14 protein-coding genes are annotated in these 18,686 nt (G+C 64.0%); 3 read left to right on the forward strand and 11 right to left on the reverse strand.

From position 1 onward, the window contains the following. Window positions 1-299: 299 nt before the first annotated feature. From VK804_RS12515 to VK804_RS12535, 5 genes are all read right to left on the reverse strand, one after another. Window positions 300-563, reverse strand: coding sequence for a hypothetical protein (locus tag VK804_RS12515; RefSeq protein WP_325371130.1), 264 nt, complete (start codon window positions 561-563; stop codon window positions 300-302). Between the two features lie 264 nt (window positions 564-827). Then, window positions 828-1,625 (reverse strand): enoyl-CoA hydratase/isomerase family protein, encoded by a 798-nt coding sequence (locus VK804_RS12520; RefSeq protein ID WP_325371131.1) that lies wholly within the window; start codon window positions 1,623-1,625, stop codon window positions 828-830. Between the two features lie 36 nt (window positions 1,626-1,661). Then, the gene (locus tag VK804_RS12525; RefSeq protein ID WP_325371132.1) at window positions 1,662-2,867 is read right to left on the reverse strand and encodes a pyridoxal-phosphate-dependent aminotransferase family protein; all 1,206 of its coding nucleotides are present in this window, start codon (window positions 2,865-2,867) and stop codon (window positions 1,662-1,664) included. 118 nt (window positions 2,868-2,985) lie between these two features. Then, window positions 2,986-4,269 (reverse strand): MFS transporter, encoded by a 1,284-nt coding sequence (locus VK804_RS12530; protein ID WP_325371133.1) that lies wholly within the window; start codon window positions 4,267-4,269, stop codon window positions 2,986-2,988. A gap of 79 nt (window positions 4,270-4,348) precedes the next feature. Continuing rightward, on the reverse strand, window positions 4,349-5,557 hold the full coding sequence (locus VK804_RS12535; RefSeq protein WP_325371134.1) for an alanine--glyoxylate aminotransferase family protein: 1,209 nt from the start codon (window positions 5,555-5,557) through the stop codon (window positions 4,349-4,351). Between the two features lie 126 nt (window positions 5,558-5,683). Here VK804_RS12535 and VK804_RS12540 point away from each other — a divergent pair, with 126 nt between their 5' ends. The 3 genes from VK804_RS12540 to VK804_RS12550 all read left to right on the forward strand — a co-directional run bounded on the left by VK804_RS12540 (window position 5,684) and on the right by VK804_RS12550 (window position 9,896). Further along, the gene (locus VK804_RS12540; protein WP_325371135.1) at window positions 5,684-6,397 is read left to right on the forward strand and encodes a GntR family transcriptional regulator; all 714 of its coding nucleotides are present in this window, start codon (window positions 5,684-5,686) and stop codon (window positions 6,395-6,397) included. A 93-nt stretch (window positions 6,398-6,490) separates the two neighbouring features. Then, a complete protein-coding gene (locus VK804_RS12545) occupies window positions 6,491-9,475 on the forward strand; it encodes an FAD-binding and (Fe-S)-binding domain-containing protein (RefSeq protein ID WP_325371136.1) in 2,985 nt (994 codons plus the stop codon). Beyond that, on the forward strand, window positions 9,468-9,896 hold the full coding sequence (locus tag VK804_RS12550; protein WP_325371137.1) for a GlcG/HbpS family heme-binding protein: 429 nt from the start codon (window positions 9,468-9,470) through the stop codon (window positions 9,894-9,896). Before VK804_RS12545 ends, VK804_RS12550 begins: the two co-directional genes overlap by 8 nt. A gap of 28 nt (window positions 9,897-9,924) precedes the next feature. On the opposite strand, the gene VK804_RS12555 is transcribed toward VK804_RS12550, so the two are convergent. The 6 genes from VK804_RS12555 to VK804_RS12580 all read right to left on the reverse strand — a co-directional run. Further along, complete coding sequence (locus VK804_RS12555) at window positions 9,925-11,598, reverse strand: tannase/feruloyl esterase family alpha/beta hydrolase (RefSeq protein ID WP_414642767.1); 1,674 nt, start codon at window positions 11,596-11,598, stop codon at window positions 9,925-9,927. A gap of 298 nt (window positions 11,599-11,896) precedes the next feature. After that, window positions 11,897-12,679, reverse strand: coding sequence for an enoyl-CoA hydratase/isomerase family protein (locus VK804_RS12560; protein WP_325371138.1), 783 nt, complete (start codon window positions 12,677-12,679; stop codon window positions 11,897-11,899). A 68-nt stretch (window positions 12,680-12,747) separates the two neighbouring features. Continuing rightward, entirely contained in the window at window positions 12,748-14,859 is a 2,112-nt protein-coding gene (locus tag VK804_RS12565; RefSeq protein ID WP_325371139.1) for a molybdopterin oxidoreductase family protein, read from the reverse strand. 83 nt (window positions 14,860-14,942) lie between these two features. Further along, window positions 14,943-15,698, reverse strand: a complete 756-nt coding sequence (fabG, locus tag VK804_RS12570; RefSeq protein ID WP_325371140.1) for a 3-oxoacyl-ACP reductase FabG — start codon at window positions 15,696-15,698, stop codon at window positions 14,943-14,945. Between the two features lie 65 nt (window positions 15,699-15,763). Next, window positions 15,764-17,350 carry an EAL domain-containing protein gene (locus tag VK804_RS12575; RefSeq protein WP_325371141.1) on the reverse strand — a complete coding sequence of 529 codons (1,587 nt, stop codon included), beginning with the start codon at window positions 17,348-17,350 and terminating at the stop codon, window positions 15,764-15,766. 149 nt (window positions 17,351-17,499) lie between these two features. Next, window positions 17,500-18,686: MmgE/PrpD family protein (locus VK804_RS12580; RefSeq protein WP_325371142.1), on the reverse strand; the 1,187-nt coding region annotated here is incomplete at its 5' end.

The following is an 18,686-nucleotide window of genomic DNA, read 5'->3' on the forward strand; positions in this document are numbered from 1 at the left end:
CCCTGGCTCTTGTCGGAGCCGGCGGTGTAGTTTGGCGGGACAACGTAGCCTACGCTTGTCATGTCGCGTTCTCTGTCTTTAAATATCAATTAAAAAGCCAGCAAATCGCGTGCCAGAACAAGGCGCCGGCAGCGAGACTGATTTTCAAAGACTTTCGACTTCCGACACGCGCGAACGTCTTCCATTCCCGGGCACAATCTTCTTGTTTGGAAAACAGTCAGGGCAAAATTTGCCGGGGGTCATGCCGGCATGCCATGTCATTTGAGTGTACTGTTAATGCACCGTCATCGTAATTCGGTTCATGCCGGCGAGTTTTTCCGCGCGCGGTCGGACACCGGCGAGGCATGGCGCTCGATCGCCCGATCGATGCCGATACGCGCGAACAACATCGGACCGCGGTCTTCGGAGGCATCGATCAACATCTGAACAGCAAGCCGCCACTCCGGACGATCGTGCTCGGAATTCGGCAGTTTCCTGATGTAGTTGGCGGCGTCTCGCAGTGTCCGCGCGGGCGCCCCACTCGGCAGCGGAACAGGTTGATCGAACGGACGATCCCAGGACATACGCAACTCCCATCAACCGAACCGGGTTGAAAAGGCCGCCGGGCAATATCCAGCGGCCACCGGGCTCAAAATTGCTTGCTTTTAAAAAGGCCCCGTCCGCCCCGGTATTTGTAGATTAGCATCGGCGATCAGAGGGCGCGAATCAAAACTGTTGTTCCATCAATGGAACAAAAAAGTTGCTGCAGCGAAACCAGACGGCTCACGATCGTTCCCGGAAAGACCGCGCCGGGGCGGAGCGGCGCTGGCTGAGCGATCTTTCCGTTTCTATTTGCCCTTCCAGTTCGGCGTGCGCTTGTTGAGGAAGGCGTCCATGCCCTCCCGAAAATCCTCGCTCATATAGGCGCGCAGGATCAGGTCTTCGCCCTCGTCGCGCGACAAGGTGCGCCGGATGCGGCGCACCGCCTCTTTCGTGACCTCGAGCGTGATCGGCGCATGGCTGGCGACCAGCTTTGCGGTTTCATCGGCGCGGCGCTGCAGCGTTTCGACGTCGGGCACCACTTCGTTGAGCAGCCCGAGCGCGAGCGCCTCGGGGGCTTCGACCAGCCGCGCCTTGAAGATCAGGTCCTTGGTGCGCGCCGGCCCGATCAGCGAAACCAGCCTGGAGATATTGGACATCGACAGGCAGTTGCCGAGCGTGCGCGCGATCGGAAAGCCGATCCGCGCTGCTTGCGTACCGATCCTGATGTCGCAGCAGGCGGCGATCCCGGCGCCGCCGCCGGTGCAGGCGCCGGCAATCGCCGCGATCGTGGGCACCCGGACCGCTTCCAGCGTGCCCAGCACGCGATCGATCCGCGACTCGTAATCGAGCGAATCCTGCGCGGTCTTGAAGGCGCGGAATTGCGAGATGTCGGTGCCGGAGGCGAACGCCTTGTCGCCGGTGCCGGTCAGGATCATCGCCTTGATCGAACGGTCGGCGTTGACGGCCTCGCAGATGGCCGCCATCTGCTCATACATCGCAAAGGTCAGCGCGTTGCGCGCCTGCGGCCGGTTGAACGTCAGCCGCGCGATGCCGTCCTCGACGGTATAGAGCAGGTCGTCAGTGGCTTGTACCGGGGCGTTCATGGCGCGTTCTTTCTGTTCTTGCGAATGGGGATCGGTTCAGGCGACCGCGGCCTTGGATTTCGGCATCGGCACCACGTCGCGGCCTTTCAGGACTTCCATGGCGGCGAGCACGCCGCCGGAGCGATGCGGCACCTTGGCGAGATCAAGCCCCATCTCGATGCCCGACAGCGTTCCCATCAGCATCAGGTCGTTGAAATGCCCGATGTGACCGATCCGGAACACCTTGCCCTTGATCTTGTTGAGGCCGGTTCCGAGCGACATGTCGAAGTGATCGAGCACGACTTTACGGAAATTGTCGGCGTCATGGCCGTCCGGCAGTCGCACCCCGGTCAGCGCCGGCGAATGCGCCTGCGGATCCTGGCACTGGGTTTCCAGTTCCCAGACCTTGACCGCCGCACGCGTCGCCGCACCATGGCGCCTGTGCCGCGCGAACACATTGTCGAGGCCTTCTTCCTCGAGCATCGCAATCGCCTCGCGAAGGCCAAACAGAAGATTGATCGCCGGCGTGTAAGGCCAGGTGCCGACCTTGTTGAAGGCAACGACTTCCTGCCAGTCCCAATAGGAGCGCAGCGAGGGGTTGGCCTTGGCCACGGCCAGCGCCTTTTCGGACACCGCGTTGAAGCCTAGTCCCGGCGGCAGCATTAGCCCCTTTTGCGAGCCGGCGATCGCCACGTCGATGCCCCAGGCGTCGTGCTCATATTCCATTGATCCGAGGCCGGAAATGGTGTCGACCATCAACAGCGCCGGATGCTTCGCCCGATCCAGGATTTTGCGGACTTCGAGCGGCGCCGTCACGCAGCCGGTCGAGGTCTCGTTGTGCACCACGCACACGGCCTTGATCCTGTGCTGGCGATCGGCGGCAAGCTTCGCCTCGATCGCTTCCAGGTCGGCGCCGCGACGCCAGTCGCCGGGCACGAAATCGACGTCGAGCTTGAACTTGTCGGCGATGCCGTGCCACAGCACCGCGAACTGGCCGGTCTCGGCCATCAACACCTTGTCGCCGGGCGACAGCGTATTGACGATCGCGGCTTCCCACGCACCGGTCCCCGACGACGGAAAGACCATCACCGGCTGTTTGGTGCGGAAGATGCGCTGCATCGCCGCCATCACGGCAAATCCGAGTTCGGCGAATTCGACGCTGCGATGATCCATCGCCGGCATGTCCATCGCCCGCAGCACCCGGTCGGGGATGTTGGTCGGTCCCGGAATCTGTAGAAAATGCCTTCCAGTGTGCAGGGTCATCTGGCGTCCTTCCCGGGAGATTCTCGGTATTGGTGGCGTCGAATATCACTATTTGCCGGGCTTGTCCCCCGCCCGGCCGGCGCCGTCAATCCCCGAGAAGGCAGGCTATTGCCGCCCTTTATCCCGTGGTGACCTGTCGCGCCGCCGACGGGAGGATGTTGTCCTCCTCGAACGGCGTCTCGGGGTGCATCAGAAACGCCGAAAAGCCTCCGAGCAGAAGAAATCCCATCGACATCAGGAACGGCAGATACCAGTTTCCGGTGACGTCGATCACATAGCCCGCGACCAGCGGCGAAACGATCGCCGCCAGCGCCGAACCGGTATTCATCAGGCCGGCGGCCGTGCCTGAATATTTCGGGGCGATGTCCATCGGCACCGACCAGATCGGCCCGATGATGATTTCGGCGAAGAAAAAACCGCTGGACAGGCACAGCGCGACCACCGTGATATCGTGGATGAACAGGATCGGAAGCAGCGACAGCAAGGCCCCGGCAAAGCCGGCGATCGTGACGCTCAGCCGCGCGAATCGGACATTGCCGGTTCGCTTGAGAATGCGATCCGACAGGATTCCACCACAGCTGTCGCCGAGTACGCCGGCAAAGAACACGCCCGAGGCAAACAGCGCCGAATTCTTGATGTCGAGGCTGTAGCTGTTCTTGAAGAACAGCGGCAGCCAGTTGAGGTACAGCCACAAGGTCCAGCCGTAACAGAAATAGGTGAGCGTGACCGGCCACATCCGGCGCGCCAGCGGTCCCCACGGCACCTCGGACCGCTGATCCGGCGAACGCGGCGGCAGCGACGCCAGCTCCGCCTCGGTGATCGAAGGATGATCCTTGGGCTCGTTGCGGAAATAGAGCGCCCAAACCACGCCCCATACCAGGCTGACGAGGCCCAGCACGACGAAAGAGCCCCGCCAGGTCAGCCAGGCCATCAACACCGCGATCAGCGGTGGTGTGGCGGCATTTCCGAGCCGCGCGAAGGCGTGGGTCAGGCCTTGGGCAAAACCCCGCTTGTTGGCGGGCGTCCAGTACTGCATGGCGCGCGTTGCCGTCGGGAAGGTTGCGCCTTCGCCAAAACCGAGCGCGACGCGGGCCATGAACAGCGTCAGCAGGCTGGTCACGAAGCCGGTGACGATCGTCGAGGCGGCCCAGATCAGGCCGCACCAGAACAAGGTTTTGCGCGGCCCGAAACGGTCGCCGACCCATCCGCCGATCACCTGGAACAGCAGATAGGGATAGGCAAAGGCCGAGAACACCAACCCAAGCTCGGTGTTGCTGAGGTGGAGTTCCTTCTGGATTTCGCTGGCTGCCGTGCCGATGTTGACCCGGTCGACATAGGTGATGAAGTACATGATGCACAACATCGCCAGCACGACGTGGGTGGCCTTGAATCGAAGCCGCATTGTCTCACTCCCAGATCGCTGTTTTTGCTTTTGGTTTTTGCGACGGCAACAACCGGCCTGCGCGCGCTGCCGTCGGCAGTCAGGTCTTGACCACCTTCAGATGGCCGGGGGAATTCGTCGTCGGGCGCTCTTCCAGCGATGCCATCGCGGCGTCGACGCCGCCGGCACGGTGCGGCACGCCGGCTGCGGCAAGGCCCATCTCCACGCCGGACAAGGCCCCCATCAGCGTGAGCTCGTTGCACTCGCCGAGATGTCCGATGCGAAACACCTTGCCGGCGACCTTGCTCAAGCCTGAGCCGAGCGACATGTTGTAATTGTCCAGCACGACCTTGCGGAACTTGTCGGCGTCGTGTCCCGGCGGCATCAGCACGGCGGTCAAGACAGGCGAATATTCCGACGGATCGAGACACAGCACTTCGAGTCCCCAATGCGTGACCGCGGCGCGGGTGGCGGCCGCCAGCCGCTTGTGGCGGGCGAACACGTTGTCGAGCCCTTCCTCGAGCAGCATCGCGATGGCTTCACGCAAGCCATAGAGCAGGTTAGTCGCGGGCGTGTAGGGAAAGAAGCCGGATACGTTGGGCTTGAGCATCTCTTCCCAGTCCCAATAGGACCGCGGCATCTTGTTGGTCTTCGCAACCGCTCGCGCCTTCTCGGAGATGGCGTTGAAGCCGAGCCCCGGCGGCAGCATGAATCCCTTTTGCGAACCCGCGACGGTGACGTCGACCTTCCATTCGTCGTGCCGGTAATCGACCGAACCCAGCGACGAGATCGTATCCACCAGCAGCAGCGCCGGGTGACCGGAGCGGTCGATCGCGGCGCGGATATCGCTGACCCGGCTGGTGACCCCGGTAGACGTCTCGTTGTGCACCACCATGACCGCCTTGATGGCGCGCGCGGTGTCCTGCGCAAGCCTCGCTTCGATCGCGCCGGGATCGACGCCGTGGCGCCAGTCGCCGGGAATGAAATCGACCTCGATGCCCCAGCGCGCCGCCATCTGCCGCCACAGCGTGGCGAAATGGCCGGTCTCGACCATCAGCACCTTGTCGCCCGGCGACAGCGTATTGACGATCGCCGCCTCCCAGGCGCCGGTGCCCGACGAGGGAAAAATGATCACGGGGCCGGAAGTCTTGAATATCGTCCGGCAGCCATCGAGCACCGCCTTGCCGAGTTCGGCAAATTGCTGGCTGCGGTGGTCGATTACCGGCATATCCATGGCGCGGAGTACGCGATCCGGCACCGGGCTTGGGCCGGGAATTTGCAGGAAATGGCGGCCCTGATGCGTTGTCATGGGGCTCTCCTCTTCTGGTTTAGGTACATATTGCATTCAATTTTGCCTGCATCAACCCAATAATTGTTTACATTTTTTGATCGACGGCGCCGCCCCCACCGCCTATGCTCCGTCGCCATGAAGCCCATGATTCCCAGTGATGCCACCTCGACGGCGCTTGCGGCCGGCATCGCCGCCGACCGCGAGGACCAGTCGCTGCATGACGAGACCCTGACGCGGCTGCGCGACCACATCGTCGAAGGCAAACTTCCCGATGGCGGCCGCATTCCGGAGCGGCAGCTTTGCGAGATGCTGGGCATCTCGCGCACCCCGTTGCGCGAGGCGCTAAAGGTGCTGGCGGCCGAAGGCCTGGTCGAGCTGTTGCCGAACCGCGGCGCGCGGGTACGGCCCTTGAGCGAGCGCGATCTCGCCGAGCTGTTCGACGTCATGGGCGGCCTGGAAGGGCTCGCCGGGCGCCTCGCCTGCGAAAACATCACCGACCCCGAAATAGCCGAGATCGAGCGGCTGCATTACGAGATGTACGGCTTCTATTTGCACCGCGACATGCACGGCTATTTTCGTGTCAACCAGTCGATCCACCAGAAGATCGTCGAGGCCTCGCGCAACGCGGTGCTGAAGAGCACTTACGCCAATCTCGCCGGCCGGATTCGCCGGGTTCGCTACTCCGCCAATTTTGCCCGCAAGCGGGAACGCTGGGGCGAAGCAATGCGCGAGCACGAGAGCATCCTGGACGCGTTGCGCCGGCGTGCCGGCTCCGAACTCAGCGACATCCTGTTCGTGCACCTTCGCAACAAGCGGGCCGCCGCCGTCGAGCATTTGCGGGCGGCCGAGCCAGCCTGACCTGCGATTTTGAATTCAAAACAAGATCAAGACAAATCGAAGCCCTGTCCAACCCGATTTCGAGCGAGCAAGTGTTGTAGCGGTGGGGATGGGATGTCCAAGAAGACCTCAATGACGCTCGAAGACCGGCTGTCGCGCGAGACCACGGGCGAGGTCCTGTTCGACCGCTTCAGCCGCGGCCGCTACGCCACCGACGCCTCGTTCTACCAGATCATGCCGGCCGGCGTGGTGGTGCCGCGGAGCATCGACGAGGCATTGCGGGCGCTCTCGATCTGCCGTGACGACGGCCGCATCGTCACGCCGCGTGGCGGCGGCACCTCGCAATGCGGCCAGACCGTCAATGACGGCATCGTCATCGACTTCTCGAAATATTTGAACCGCATCGTCTCGCTCGACGTCGACAACCGCTCCTGCGTGGTCGAACCGGGAATCGTGCTCGACGACCTCAACCGCCAGCTGAAAAAGCATGGGCTGTGGTTTCCCGTCGATGTGTCCACGGCATCGCGGGCGACGATCGGCGGTATGGCCGGCAACAACTCCTGCGGCGGGCGCTCGCTGCGCTACGGCACCATGCGCGACAACACGATCTCGATCGAAGCAGCGCTCGCCGACGGCACGCGCTTGCATTTCGGCGAGGTGTCCCGCGATCTCGCGCAGGTGAATTCAAGCGACAGTGGCCTCTCGCTGTTTCGCGACATGCTCGATCTTGGCGAGCGCGAGGCAACCGAAATCGCCGAAAAATTCCCAAAGGTGCAGCGTCGCGTCGGCGGCTACAATCTCGATGCGCTGGTGCCGCGCAATGCCGCCAACAACATGGCGCATCTTCTGGTCGGCTCGGAAGGAACGCTGGCCTTCACCACCCAGGTCGAACTAAAACTGTGGCCGATCATCCGCAACAAGGTGCTGGGCGTCTGCCATTTCGGCAGCTTTTACGAGGCGATGGATGCCGCCCAGCATCTGGTCAAACTGCGCCCGATCGCGGTCGAACTGGTCGACCGCACCATGCTGTCGCTCGGCCGCGACATCGAGATGTTCAAGCCGATCATCGCGACCGCGGTGCGCGGCGATCCCGATGCGGTCCTGATCGTCGAATTCGCCGAGCAAGACCAGGCCGAGAATCTCCGGCGCCTGGAACAGCTCGGCGAGCTGATGGCCGATCTCGGCTTCGGCTGGAACAATCCGCAGCGCAAATGGGGCGGCGTGGTCGAGATCACCGAGCCCACCTTGCAGACTGCGATCGCGGAGTTTCGCGCCGCCGGCCTCAATGTCATGATGTCGATGAAGCAGGCCGGCAAGCCGGTTTCCTTTGTCGAGGATTGCGCCGTGCCGCTGCCGCACCTGGCCGACTATACCGAGCGGCTCAACGCCATCTTCGCCAAACACGGCACCAGCGGCACCATGTATGCGCACGCCTCCGAAGGCTGCCTGCATGTGCGCCCTGTACTCAACCTGAAGCTCGAAAAGGACGTCAAGGCGATGCGCGCCATCGCCGAAGAAACTTTCGCGATGGTGCGGGAATACAAGGGCTCGCATTCCGGCGAGCACGGCGACGGCCTGGTGCGCTCGGAATTCCACGAAACCGTCTTCGGCGAGCGGATCGTCGCCGACTTCCGCGAGGTCAAGCATCGCTTCGATCCGCTCAATTTGCTCAATCCCGGCAAGATCGTCGACGCGCCGAAGATGGACGACCGTTCGCTGTTCCGCTACCCGCCGGATTATCGCGCCGATGAATTGAAGACCGCGCTCGACTGGTCGGCCTATCCCGGCGCCGGCGGCGGCTTCCAGGGCGCCGTCGAGATGTGCAACAACAACGGCGCCTGCCGCAAGCTCGAGGGCGGCGTGATGTGCCCGTCCTATCGCACCACCCGCAACGAAAAGGACGTCACGCGCGGGCGCGCCAACACGCTGCGGCTCGCGATCTCCGGCCAGCTCGGGCCCGACGCGCTCTCGTCCGACGAGATGATGGAGACGCTGAAACTCTGCGTCTCCTGCAAGGCCTGCCGCCATGAATGCCCGACCGGCGTCGACATGGCCAAGATGAAGATCGAGGTCTTGGCGGCGCGGGTGGAGACACATGGGCTGTCGCTGCGCGATCGGCTGGTGGGCTATCTGCCGCGCTATGCGGGACTGGCCGCGCAGCTCGCCCCGCTTGCCAACTGGCGCAACAACAGTCCCCTGTTGCGACGGATGTTCGAACGATTCGCCGGCATCAGCGCAGAGCGCGCCTTGCCGAAATGGCGGCGCGACGTGTTCCGGCCGGAGGCTGAGGCAATCGGTCCGGCCGATGGCCGCGAGGTCGTGCTGTTCGCCGATACCTTCAATCGCGCCTATGAGCGCGAAAATCTCGACGCCGCGCTGCGCGTCCTGGTCGCCGCCGGCTATCGCGTCCATCTGCCAAAGCCGGCGGATCGCGGCCGGCCGCTGTGCTGCGGGCGCACCTTTCTGTCGGCGGGCCTGGTGGAACACGCGCGCGTCGAACTCGACCGCCTGGTTGCGACCTACGCGTCATTCGCCGCGCGCGGCGTGCCGATCATCGGCCTCGAGCCAAGCTGCCTGCTGACGCTGCGCGACGAGCTATTGTCGTTGCGTTCCGACGAGGCCGCGAAAAGCGTCAGCGCGCAGGCGCTGTTGTTCGAGGAACTTCTGGTGCGCGAGGCCGAGGCCGGGCGCTTGGCTCTGCCGCTCGGCCCCGTCGCCGGCAAGGCGCTGGTGCACGGCCATTGCCATCAAAAATCTTTCGGCGCGTTCAAACCGGTCGAGCAGGTACTGCGGCTCATTCCTGAGCTTGCGGTCGAGACCATCGAGTCCAGCTGCTGCGGCATGGCGGGCGCCTTCGGCTATGGCGCCGACACCTATCGGGCCTCGATCGACATGGCCGAACTGTCGCTGTTGCCGGCGGTGCGCGGCGCCGATGCCGCAACCCTGATCGTGGCCGACGGCACCTCATGCCGGCACCAGATCGCCGACGGCGCCGACCGCACCGCCCTCCACGTCGCGCGCGTGCTGGCGATGAGTCTCGCGCGCGCTCCATCCCGACCCGCTCCCTCCGCATTCGCAAAGGAACCGATCCATGGCTGAACTGACCCTCGACATCGCCCGCAAGATTCTCGATGTCGCCTTGGCAAAAGGCGTCGAGAAAAAACTCAAGCCGCTGGTCATCACCGTGCTCGATGTGCGCGGCTGCGTCAAAATCACCGCGGCACAGGACGGCACCAGCCTGCTGCGCAGCGAGATCGCCCACGCCAAGGCCTATGGCGCGCTTGCCATGGGCATGGGCTCGCGGGCGCTGTTCCAGCGCGCCCAGGAGCAGGGTTACTTCATCGATGCGGTGAACACGCTGGCGCAGGGACGGCTGGTGCCGGTGCCCGGCGGCGTGCTGATCCAGGACGGCGGCGCGCTGCTCGGCGCCGTCGGCGTGTCCGGCGACACCTCGGACAATGACGAGATCTGCGCGATCGCCGGCATCGAGGCCGCGGGATTGAAGGCCAATCCGGGGTAATCGTCAGCCTCCACCGATCCTGCCGTCATCAACGCCCGCAGACGAAACTGGCCGCGCTTTTCGGATCACCTTCCCGGTAATGCGGCCAGGCCGGCCACTGGCACAGCGGCAGCGACCGGTCGACCACAATCGGCAGGCTCGGCTGCTGTTCGACGACGGCCAGATTTCCAGGCGCGCGGCCGTTCTCGACCCAGTCGACGAGGACGGACAGCATGTCGACATTGGCGGGGGCGCCGCTGCCGACATGGTCGACGCCGGGCGCGGTGTAGAGCCGCATGAAATCGGCGACCGCGGCTTCGCCGAGCCGCTTCTGCACCTCGCCGAAATATCCGATCCCCGCATAAGGGCTCTGCGCGTAGTCCGACATGTGCTCCAGCATGATCAGCTTGCCGCCATGGGCCCTGAACGCGCCGAGATCGGGATTGGTCGAATCCATCAGCGCCGACACCTCGCGCACCCGCCCGGCAAAATCCTCCGGCCGGTAGTTGCGGACGTCGAAATTCGGATCGCGCGCGAAGATGTGCTGGATGCCACCCGCGCCGTAGACCCAGGCGATGCCGTTATTGGGTTGCGGCGGCAGCGCCGGAGGTGCCGCGCCGAGCCACCACGCGCTCCAGCCGCCGGTCGGGCCATAGGCCTTGGTCGCCTCGCCGGAAACGCCCCAGCCCGGATATTCGCTGACGCCATTGGCGAGCGCGAACGGGAATTCGTAGGGCGAATGCAGCGTGCGGATCGCCGCGACCTGCGCCTCGTTGAGGCACTGGTCGCCGGTAGCGCCATTGGCGCAGAGCAGTTTTGCCGGATCGAAGCGCGACTTGCAGCCGACCGCGTCCTCCACCAGCGCGTCTGCAACGCCGTCCTGCGCGTCGCAGGCCGCGAGCACCGCATCATGCACGAGCTTGACCTGGGCCGGACGAATCCAGCCCTCGCCCATGGTCGAAAGCCCGGCGCGGGTGCCGGCATGCTGCAGGCCGACCCAGTTGATCACGGGCGCGCGGGAAAAGATGCCGTCGAAATCGTCGGGATAGCGCTGTGCCATCGTCAGGCCCTCGCGGCCGCCTTCGGAGCTGCCCAGGAAATACATCTTCTCAGGCTTCGCGCCATAGGCGCGTTCGATCAGCAGGACGGCTTCATCGCGTACCTTCTTGTAGGACGCATGCGCGAAATTGACGAAGGCCTCGTCGTTGGCGGCAAATGATTGCGGCGGTTCTCCCGGCTTGTTCTGATGACCCGAGTCGGTGCCGTAGGTCGCAAATCCCCTCGCCAGCGGCGAGGCGCTATCGAACGGCGCCGCAGCCGCCAGGCCGACACCGGTGATCAGCACGCCGTTGAATCCGCCGCCGCCATATTGCACCGATCGACCATTCCATTGCAGCGGCAGATTGAGCTCGAAGCGGATCGGCGGCGCGTTCGGATCGGCGGGATCGATGTGGCCGAGCACGCGGCAGAATGACGGCGTGGCCGGGTTGATGCGGGCGGCCGGCGTCGGCCCGTTGTCGGCGATGCTCAGCGGTTTTGGTTCGGTCAGCACGGCCTCGTCGATCTTGGTTGCGCCCATGCCCGCGCCGGAGAAAGCGCCACACGCGGCCGCCGGATCGGCGCCGAGGCTATGCTCCGCAGCGGCGGCGCTGTTCGGCAACGCGCCACACAGCGATACGGCTGCGATCGCCATGCATGCGCGTGACGCGATCAGATTTGTCATCCTGGTTCCTCCTGCGGATTTATTCGCGAACGTCGGAGCCATTCCCCTGAAGCGGGATGAGTTTTGATTGAATCGGCCGAGCGGCGAGTCCACCGGTCACACGCGTTGCGATGATAGCGTCGTGCCGCTGATTTGCCCGACGTGTCAAATGGTTTCGCAAGATGCGTCAGGCATCACGCCGGCAGCGATCGGCTACTTTGCATGGGGTCGTTTTCGATATTTTTTATTGTCCGGTCGCGGAAGCCTCGGACCGGACCTCATCTCATCCTGCTCTAGCCGTCCGACAATCCGCATCGGATTATTTCCCCGGCCAGATCGGCTTGCGCTTTTCGCCGAACGCTTTCAGTCCCTCCTTGGCGTCTTCGGTCATCGCCAATAGCCCGATCTGGCTTTCGGTGTAGGCGATGGCCTCGTCGAACGACATCGCGGCGATCGCGCGCATGGCGTATTTGCCGCGGCGGATGGCGGTCGGCGACTTGTCGGTGATGCGACCGATCAGCCATTCGATCCTGGCGTCGAGTTCGGCCGCCGGCACCACGTAGTTCAGGAGGCCCGCGGCCTGCGCGGCCCTGGCATCGAAGGGCTCTCCCGTCAGCGCCCACTCGTTGATCAGGCGGCGCGGCGCGACCTCCTGCAACAGCGCCATCACCTGCATCGGGAATACGCCGACCTTCACCTCGGGCAGGCCGAAGATCACGTGATCGGCCGCGACCGCCATGTCGGTCATGCACAATAGTCCCATGCCGCCGGCCATGCAGACGCCGCCGACGCGGGCAATCGACGGCTTGGTGGCGTTCTGCGACAGCCGCAGCAGGTCGGCGTAATCGGCGTTGGGCCTGGCAAAATCCATCGCGAAGGCCGCGCCCGAATTCTGCAGGTCGGCGCCGGCACAAAACGCCTTGTCGCCCGCCCCGGTCAGGACGATGACGCGGACGTCGTTGTCGTCATGCGCGTCGCGATAGCCCCTGGCGATGCCGGCGATCACCTCGCCATTGAGCGCATTGCGCTTGTCCGGCCGGTTGATGGTGATCCAGAACGCCTGCCCGCGCTTCTCAAACAGCACGCTGTTGGTGTCGTTCATTGCCCTGCCCGTTCCATTCCCCTGTTAGGGCATTAACGGCAGGACGAGGAAAAACTTGCAAGGACGATTTAAGGTTTTGGGAACGCCGACGGTGTGGCTTTCCGCAGCCACACCTTGTTGTCGTGGAACGCGGCACCTCCGACCGGCGCCACGGCCTCGGCGCCGGTGAGCATGTTGATGCCTCGGCCGCCGATATGGGCCTTGTTCGGATGCACCGATTCCGCGATCAGGACGCCGCGGCGCACGCCGTCGAACAATCTTGCGGTGAGCGTCGTCTCGCCCCGCACATTGCCGAGCGTGACGGCGTCGCCGTCGGCGATATCGAGCGAAGCGGCATCCTCCGGGTGGATCATCACGCTGGGCGCGCCTTCGCGCGCCTGCGACGACGGCGTTTCGTTGAAGCTGGAATTGAGGAAGCTGCGCGACGGGCTGGTGGCGAGCCGGAACGGATGGGCTTCGTCCGCTTCCTCGATGGAATTCCACTGATCGGGCAGCGACGGCATCTGGTCCCACGCGCCCATCATGCCGGCATTGCCGAGCGGCACGTGGGCCCAATCGGCCTTGAAGTGAAATTTGCCGTCGGCATGGGCAAAACCGTCGAGATAATGCGAGGCGCGGAAGTCGGGCTGGATGTCGCGCCACAGGTCGGCCTCCAGCGCCTCGATCCCGCCATGGCCGCTCTTCTTCAGGGTGGCGTCGATCAACTCGCGCGGCGACATTTCAAATCCGGGATGCACGGCGTTGAGACGCCGGCCGAGGCCCCGCAGCACTTCGTGGTTGGAGCGGCATTCACCGGGCGGCTCGATCAGCTTGGCGCCGACCGAAATATGCTGATGGCCGCCGCCGTAATAGAGATCGTCATGCTCCAGGAACATGGTCGCGGGCAACACGAGGTCGGCCATGAGCGCCGTCTCGGTCATGAACTGCTCGTGCACCACCGTGAACAGGTCCTCGCGGGCAAACCCCTGGCGCACCAGCGCCTGCTCCGGCGCCACCGTCATCGGATTGGTGTTCTGGATCAGCATCGCCTTGACCGGCGGGCCGCCCTTAAGCGCCGCCGCGTCCCCGGTCAGGATGCGCCCGATCTTGGATTGATCGAGCTGCCTTGTGGTGTGGTCGATTTCGTCATGGCCCTCGATGAGGGATTCGTTGAACTTCCAGATCGAGAAATTGTTGAAGAACGCGCCGCCGCCCTCGTATTGCCAGGCGCCGGTCACCGCCGGAATGCAGAGCGCCGCATGCATTTGCGCCGCGCCATTGCGGCTGCGGGTAAAGCCGTAGCCGAGCCGGAAGAAGCAGCGTTTGGTCTGGCCGACCGCCCGCGCAAACGCCTCGATCTCGTCGACCGGCACGCCGCAGATCGAAGACGCCCATTCCGGCGTGCGGGTCGCCAGATGAGCTTCGAGTTCGGCGGGACAATCGGTGTAGCGCGCCATATACGCCCGATCCGCAAACCCTTCGCGGAACAGCACATGCATGACGCCGCAGGCGAAGGCGCCGTCGGTGCCGGGACGCAGGATGATCTTGATGTCGGCCTGCTTCATGGTGTCGTTGTTGTAGACATCGATGGCCGCGATCCTGGCGCCGCGCTCTTTCCGGGCGCGCATCGCGTGCGTCATCACATTGACCTGGGTATTCACCGGATTGGTGCCCCAGATCACCACCAGGTCGGAGACGCCCATCTCGCGCGGATCGACGCCGGCGATCTTGCCGGTGCCGGCGGCAAATCCGACCCGGGCGATGGTCGAGCAGATCGTGGAATAGAAGCGCGAGTATTTCTTGACATGGGCGAGACGGTTGATGCCGTCGCGCATCACGAGCCCCATGGTGCCGGCGTAGTAATACGGCCATACCGACTCGGCGCCGAACTCCCGCTCGGCCCGATCGAATCGCGCCGCGATCTCGTCGAGCGCGTCATCCCACGAAATGCGTCCGAACTTGCCCGACCCCTTGGGGCCGATGCGGAACTGCGGATAGGTCAGCCGGTCCGGATGATGGATGCGCTCGGCATAGCGCGCGACCTTGGCGCAGACCACGCCCGCGGTATAGCTCTGGATTTTCGAGCCGCGCACCCGGCCGATGGTCGAACCGTCGATCACCTCGACATCGAGGGCGCAGGCCGACGGACAATCGTGCGGACAGGTGGAATGCCGGATGTCGATCTTGGCCTGCTGGTTCATGGGCTCATGGTTAACATGAAAACCCCGATCGCCGAGCGCATTTATCGGGCAATCCCGCTGCGAAAACGGCAGCGCACCATGCGCTAGGCGCCGAGATAGGCCCCGCCATTGGCGTGGATGGCCTGTCCGGTGATGTAGCGCGCGCCCGGGCTGCACAGGAACCGCACGGCAGCGGCGACGTCTTCCGGCCGGCCCCGCCCGCCGGCGATGGTCTGGTGGGTCGAATGATGCGCGGGCTCCGGCCTGTCTTTCGGGCGCGGCGTGCCGATCAGGCCGGGAACCACGCAATTCACGGTGATGCCGTCATCGGCCAAATCATGGGCCAGCGCGCGGGTGAAGCCGATGATCCCGGCTTTGGCGGTCACGACATGGGCGCGGTTCCTGGCGCCGGTATGCGCGCTCAAGCCGCCGATGTTGACGATGGTGCCGGCACCGGATTTGCGCAACGCGGGAAGGCAGACCTTGATGCAATGGAAGGTCCCGTCAAGCGTGACGTCCATGATTTCGCGCCACTCGGCATAGTCCATCTCCGCGAACGGCTTTTCCCGCCGCAGCGCCGCATTGTTGACGAGGATGTCGATGCGGCCGAAATGGTCGAGCGCGGCCTCCGCCATGGCCTGCACGGCCGCGGCATCGGCGACGTCGCCGATATGGACCAGCGCCTTGACGCCCAGGGTCTCGACCTCGCGCGCGACGGCCTCGGCCTCGGCACGGTTGCTGCGCGCGTTGATGAGGATCGACGCGCCGGCTTGCGCCAGCGCCAGCGCGATGGCGCGGCCGATGTTGCGCCCAGCGCCGGTGACGATGGCAACCTTGCCGGTGAGTTCGCTGTCCGTCATTTCCTTCCCCTGTCATGGCCGGGCAAGCAAAGCACGAAAGCGGCTTCACGACGAAATGACCCGAATTACGCGACCAGCGCGTTCTCCAATGTGGGCTTCCCTGCGACAGCGCCGGATTGGCGCTTCACCAGGAGTTCGTCGAATTTCGCAAATGGCAGCGGCGGCGAAACAATATAGCCCTGACCTTCATGGATTCCGCAAGCGAGAAGTGATGCAATCTGCTCCGGGGTCTCGATGCCCTCGGCAACAACCGTCATTTTCAGTTCACGCGCCAGGCGAGCCAGCATTTCCACGATCGTGACGGCAGAACTTTCCTTGGTGATGGTATCGACGAAGAACTTGTCGATCTTGATGGTGTTTGCGCCGAGGCCTTTCATCTGGGAGAGGCCGCTGTGACCGACGCCGACATCGTCCATTGCAACCCTGAAACCCAGTTCGCGCAGGTCCTTCACCACGGCTGCAGCCTTTTGCAGATCGGGCAATTCATCCCGTTCGGTAACCTCCAGGACGATCTGACGCGGCGATACCCGTGCCTCGACCACGATATGGCGCAGATCTTCAACGAAGCCCGCCTTCAGCAGATGGCGCGGCACGATGTTGATGGACAGCTTGAAATGCTTGTCCTGGCGAAGGCGCGGATACATTTCGCCAAGTGCCGTCTTTAGCAGCATCCAGGTGATCTGCTCGATCTTGCCGCTCGACTCGGCGAGCGGGATGAAGCTCATCGGCGGAACGATGGTGCCGTCCGAGCGAACCCATCGGGCAAGGACCTCGCAACCGGTGATGGCGCCGCTGCGCAGATCGAAGATCGGCTGAAAATAGGGTTTGAACTGATTCAAGGCCAGCGCGCGGTCGAGATCGCCAAGCGGACTGGCATTGCCAAGGGCTTTGGCGAGGATAAAACCGAACGCCAGCCCGAGAGCCAGGGCGAGCAGCATCGCCGGCCCATAACCCTCGCGATGCCACTTCCGCAAGGCACCCGTCTCGACGCGGATCGTCGCGCGGATCGGATAACGGGCGGAGATTTTCGTGGAATCCAGCGAATCCGAAATCTTGCCTTCGCGTGCCGGCGAAAACCCTCCTGCATTCAATCCACTGCTCAGTCTGAGCAATACTTCGCTATGATCGCGCAGTTCGGCAGGCATGATATCGAATATGCCCGAGTTGGTGGCGACAATGGCGACCAGCGAATTCCGCTCGTCGATGTCGCGCAAAACCCCGAGCGCGACACCTTCAAATTGATTGACCTGAAAAAGCAGCAGACGACCGTCGCGCGATGGCAGCATGGCCGGCCGGCCGGCCCAATCCGAGTCGAACTCCAGGGTCTCCGAATAGGCGGAACAAATCACGGAGCCGTCGCGCTCAACGAGGCGAATGTCCTTGATCGCCGAGCGCTGATAGACTTGGAAGCGCATGGCCTGGAGCACGCCGGGCTCACAGTTCACCGGTCCGCGCTTGATGATATCGTCCAGTGTCACCGCGCCGTAGTCGATGGCGACTTCGGATCTGCGCAGTGCAACGTCCGTCAACTCACGAAGCTGTTTGGATTGCTGGGCTTCAATGACGGCGGTGGCCGCGAAATGCCCTGCGGTCACGAATACGACCAGGCTCGCGGCTATAATTAGGGTCCGGGTAACCTTCAGTCGCCACATTTGGTCCGACGCGCGCGGTTGAATCCAAAACCACCGGCGACCTTGGGCTTTAATCCTAAAAATTGTGTTTAGCTTTAATTCTAAAGATCGTATTTGGGAGGCGGCCCGCGCTGCAATGAGTCAAGAGAGCGTGAACTGAGCATGGCGTACTAGCTACGCAACGCGCTCAGATCGATGCGACCGCCGTAGAGTGTCGCCAGCCGTTTTAGCGTCGCTTCGCCCTGCGCCCTGCTCCAGCCGCCATGCGCGACGTTGAGCGCGAATTTGTCCGATACGTCCTGCCGGGTCAGCGGCTCCTGCACGCCGCCGCGCATGTGAGGCTGCCGCTCCTCGATCATGCTGCCGTCCTTCAGGGTCGCCCTGATATGACCGGTATAGTTGGCGGGGTAAGGATTTTGCGGATCGATCACGAATTTCACCTTGGCCGCGAGCGCCAGCACCTCGCGGTCGGTGATCGCCTTTGCGGTGAAGGCGCCGAGGCCGACGCCGCCATGGACAAAGCCGGTCGCCAGCAGATAGGGGGTAGCGAATTTCGCCGCATAGCCGTTGCGCGGCCGCTGCTTGTCCGCGAGCGGCTCCCACAGCCGGTGTACCGTGCCTTCGGCGACCTCGCAGACGATCTCGGCGATATAGTCAGCCTTGATACCGCGCGCGGCCAGCCGTCGCGCGCAATCGATATAAGGCTGCGCCATGGTCCCGCAGGGATAGGGCTTGAACGCCAGCGTATCGGTCACCCAGCGGGAGCCGAAATCGCCGGTCAAGGCCTCGTAGTCGCCTTCGGTGGTGTGCGCAAAACCGTGGAACAGGCCATGCACGCCCTCGAACACCGTGCGCGGACCGACAAAGCCTTGCTGCGCCAGCAGCGCGGCGCGGATGCCCGACTGCGCCGCCCAGCCGGCATGCAGCCGCTTGGTCCAGGCGCCCTCGGCCAGATATTCGATGATGCCGCCCGCCATGCTGCCGGCGATACCGAGCGCATCGACGATCTGTTTGGCCTCGAGGCCGAGCGCCGCGCCGACGCCGGCCGCGGCGCCCATCGCGCCGAAAATTGCGGTCGGATGGAAGCCCGCCTTGTGGACCGCCTTCGGCACCACGAGGCTCAACCGGCACAGCACTTCGGTGCCGACCGCAATTCCCGTCAGCGCATAACGGCCATCCGGATGGTGGCGTTCGCAGGCCGCCAGCACGGCCGGCACGATCACGGCGCCGGCATGAACCGGCCCGCCTTCGAACGTGTCGTCGAAATCCTCGCCATGCGCCGCGGTGCCGTTGACGAACGCCGCTCCGGATGCCGTCAGCGTGTGCGTATGGCCAATTACCGTGCATGGCCCGTCAT

It is taken from the genome of Bradyrhizobium sp. (assembly GCF_035484855.1).
In the GTDB taxonomy this organism is placed as follows: Bacteria; Pseudomonadota; Alphaproteobacteria; order Rhizobiales; family Xanthobacteraceae; genus Bradyrhizobium.

Excerpts from the sequence above, each read along its gene's own strand:
- VK804_RS12555 (WP_414642767.1), bottom strand. The coding sequence starts at position 11,598 with ATGACAAATCTGATCGCGTCACGCGCATGCATGGCGATCGCAGCCGTA.
- VK804_RS12540 (WP_325371135.1), top strand. The coding sequence starts at position 5,684 with ATGATTCCCAGTGATGCCACCTCGACGGCGCTTGCGGCCGGCATCGCC.
- VK804_RS12515 (WP_325371130.1), bottom strand. The coding sequence starts at position 563 with ATGTCCTGGGATCGTCCGTTCGATCAACCTGTTCCGCTGCCGAGTGGG.
- VK804_RS12560 (WP_325371138.1), bottom strand. The coding sequence starts at position 12,679 with ATGAACGACACCAACAGCGTGCTGTTTGAGAAGCGCGGGCAGGCGTTC.
- VK804_RS12575 (WP_325371141.1), bottom strand. The coding sequence starts at position 17,350 with ATGTGGCGACTGAAGGTTACCCGGACCCTAATTATAGCCGCGAGCCTG.
- VK804_RS12565 (WP_325371139.1), bottom strand. The coding sequence starts at position 14,859 with ATGAACCAGCAGGCCAAGATCGACATCCGGCATTCCACCTGTCCGCAC.
- VK804_RS12520 (WP_325371131.1), bottom strand. The coding sequence starts at position 1,625 with ATGAACGCCCCGGTACAAGCCACTGACGACCTGCTCTATACCGTCGAG.
- VK804_RS12550 (WP_325371137.1), top strand. The coding sequence starts at position 9,468 with ATGGCTGAACTGACCCTCGACATCGCCCGCAAGATTCTCGATGTCGCC.
- VK804_RS12525 (WP_325371132.1), bottom strand. The coding sequence starts at position 2,867 with ATGACCCTGCACACTGGAAGGCATTTTCTACAGATTCCGGGACCGACC.
- VK804_RS12535 (WP_325371134.1), bottom strand. The coding sequence starts at position 5,557 with ATGACAACGCATCAGGGCCGCCATTTCCTGCAAATTCCCGGCCCAAGC.
- VK804_RS12545 (WP_325371136.1), top strand. The coding sequence starts at position 6,491 with ATGTCCAAGAAGACCTCAATGACGCTCGAAGACCGGCTGTCGCGCGAG.
- fabG (WP_325371140.1), bottom strand. The coding sequence starts at position 15,698 with ATGACGGACAGCGAACTCACCGGCAAGGTTGCCATCGTCACCGGCGCT.
- VK804_RS12530 (WP_325371133.1), bottom strand. The coding sequence starts at position 4,269 with ATGCGGCTTCGATTCAAGGCCACCCACGTCGTGCTGGCGATGTTGTGC.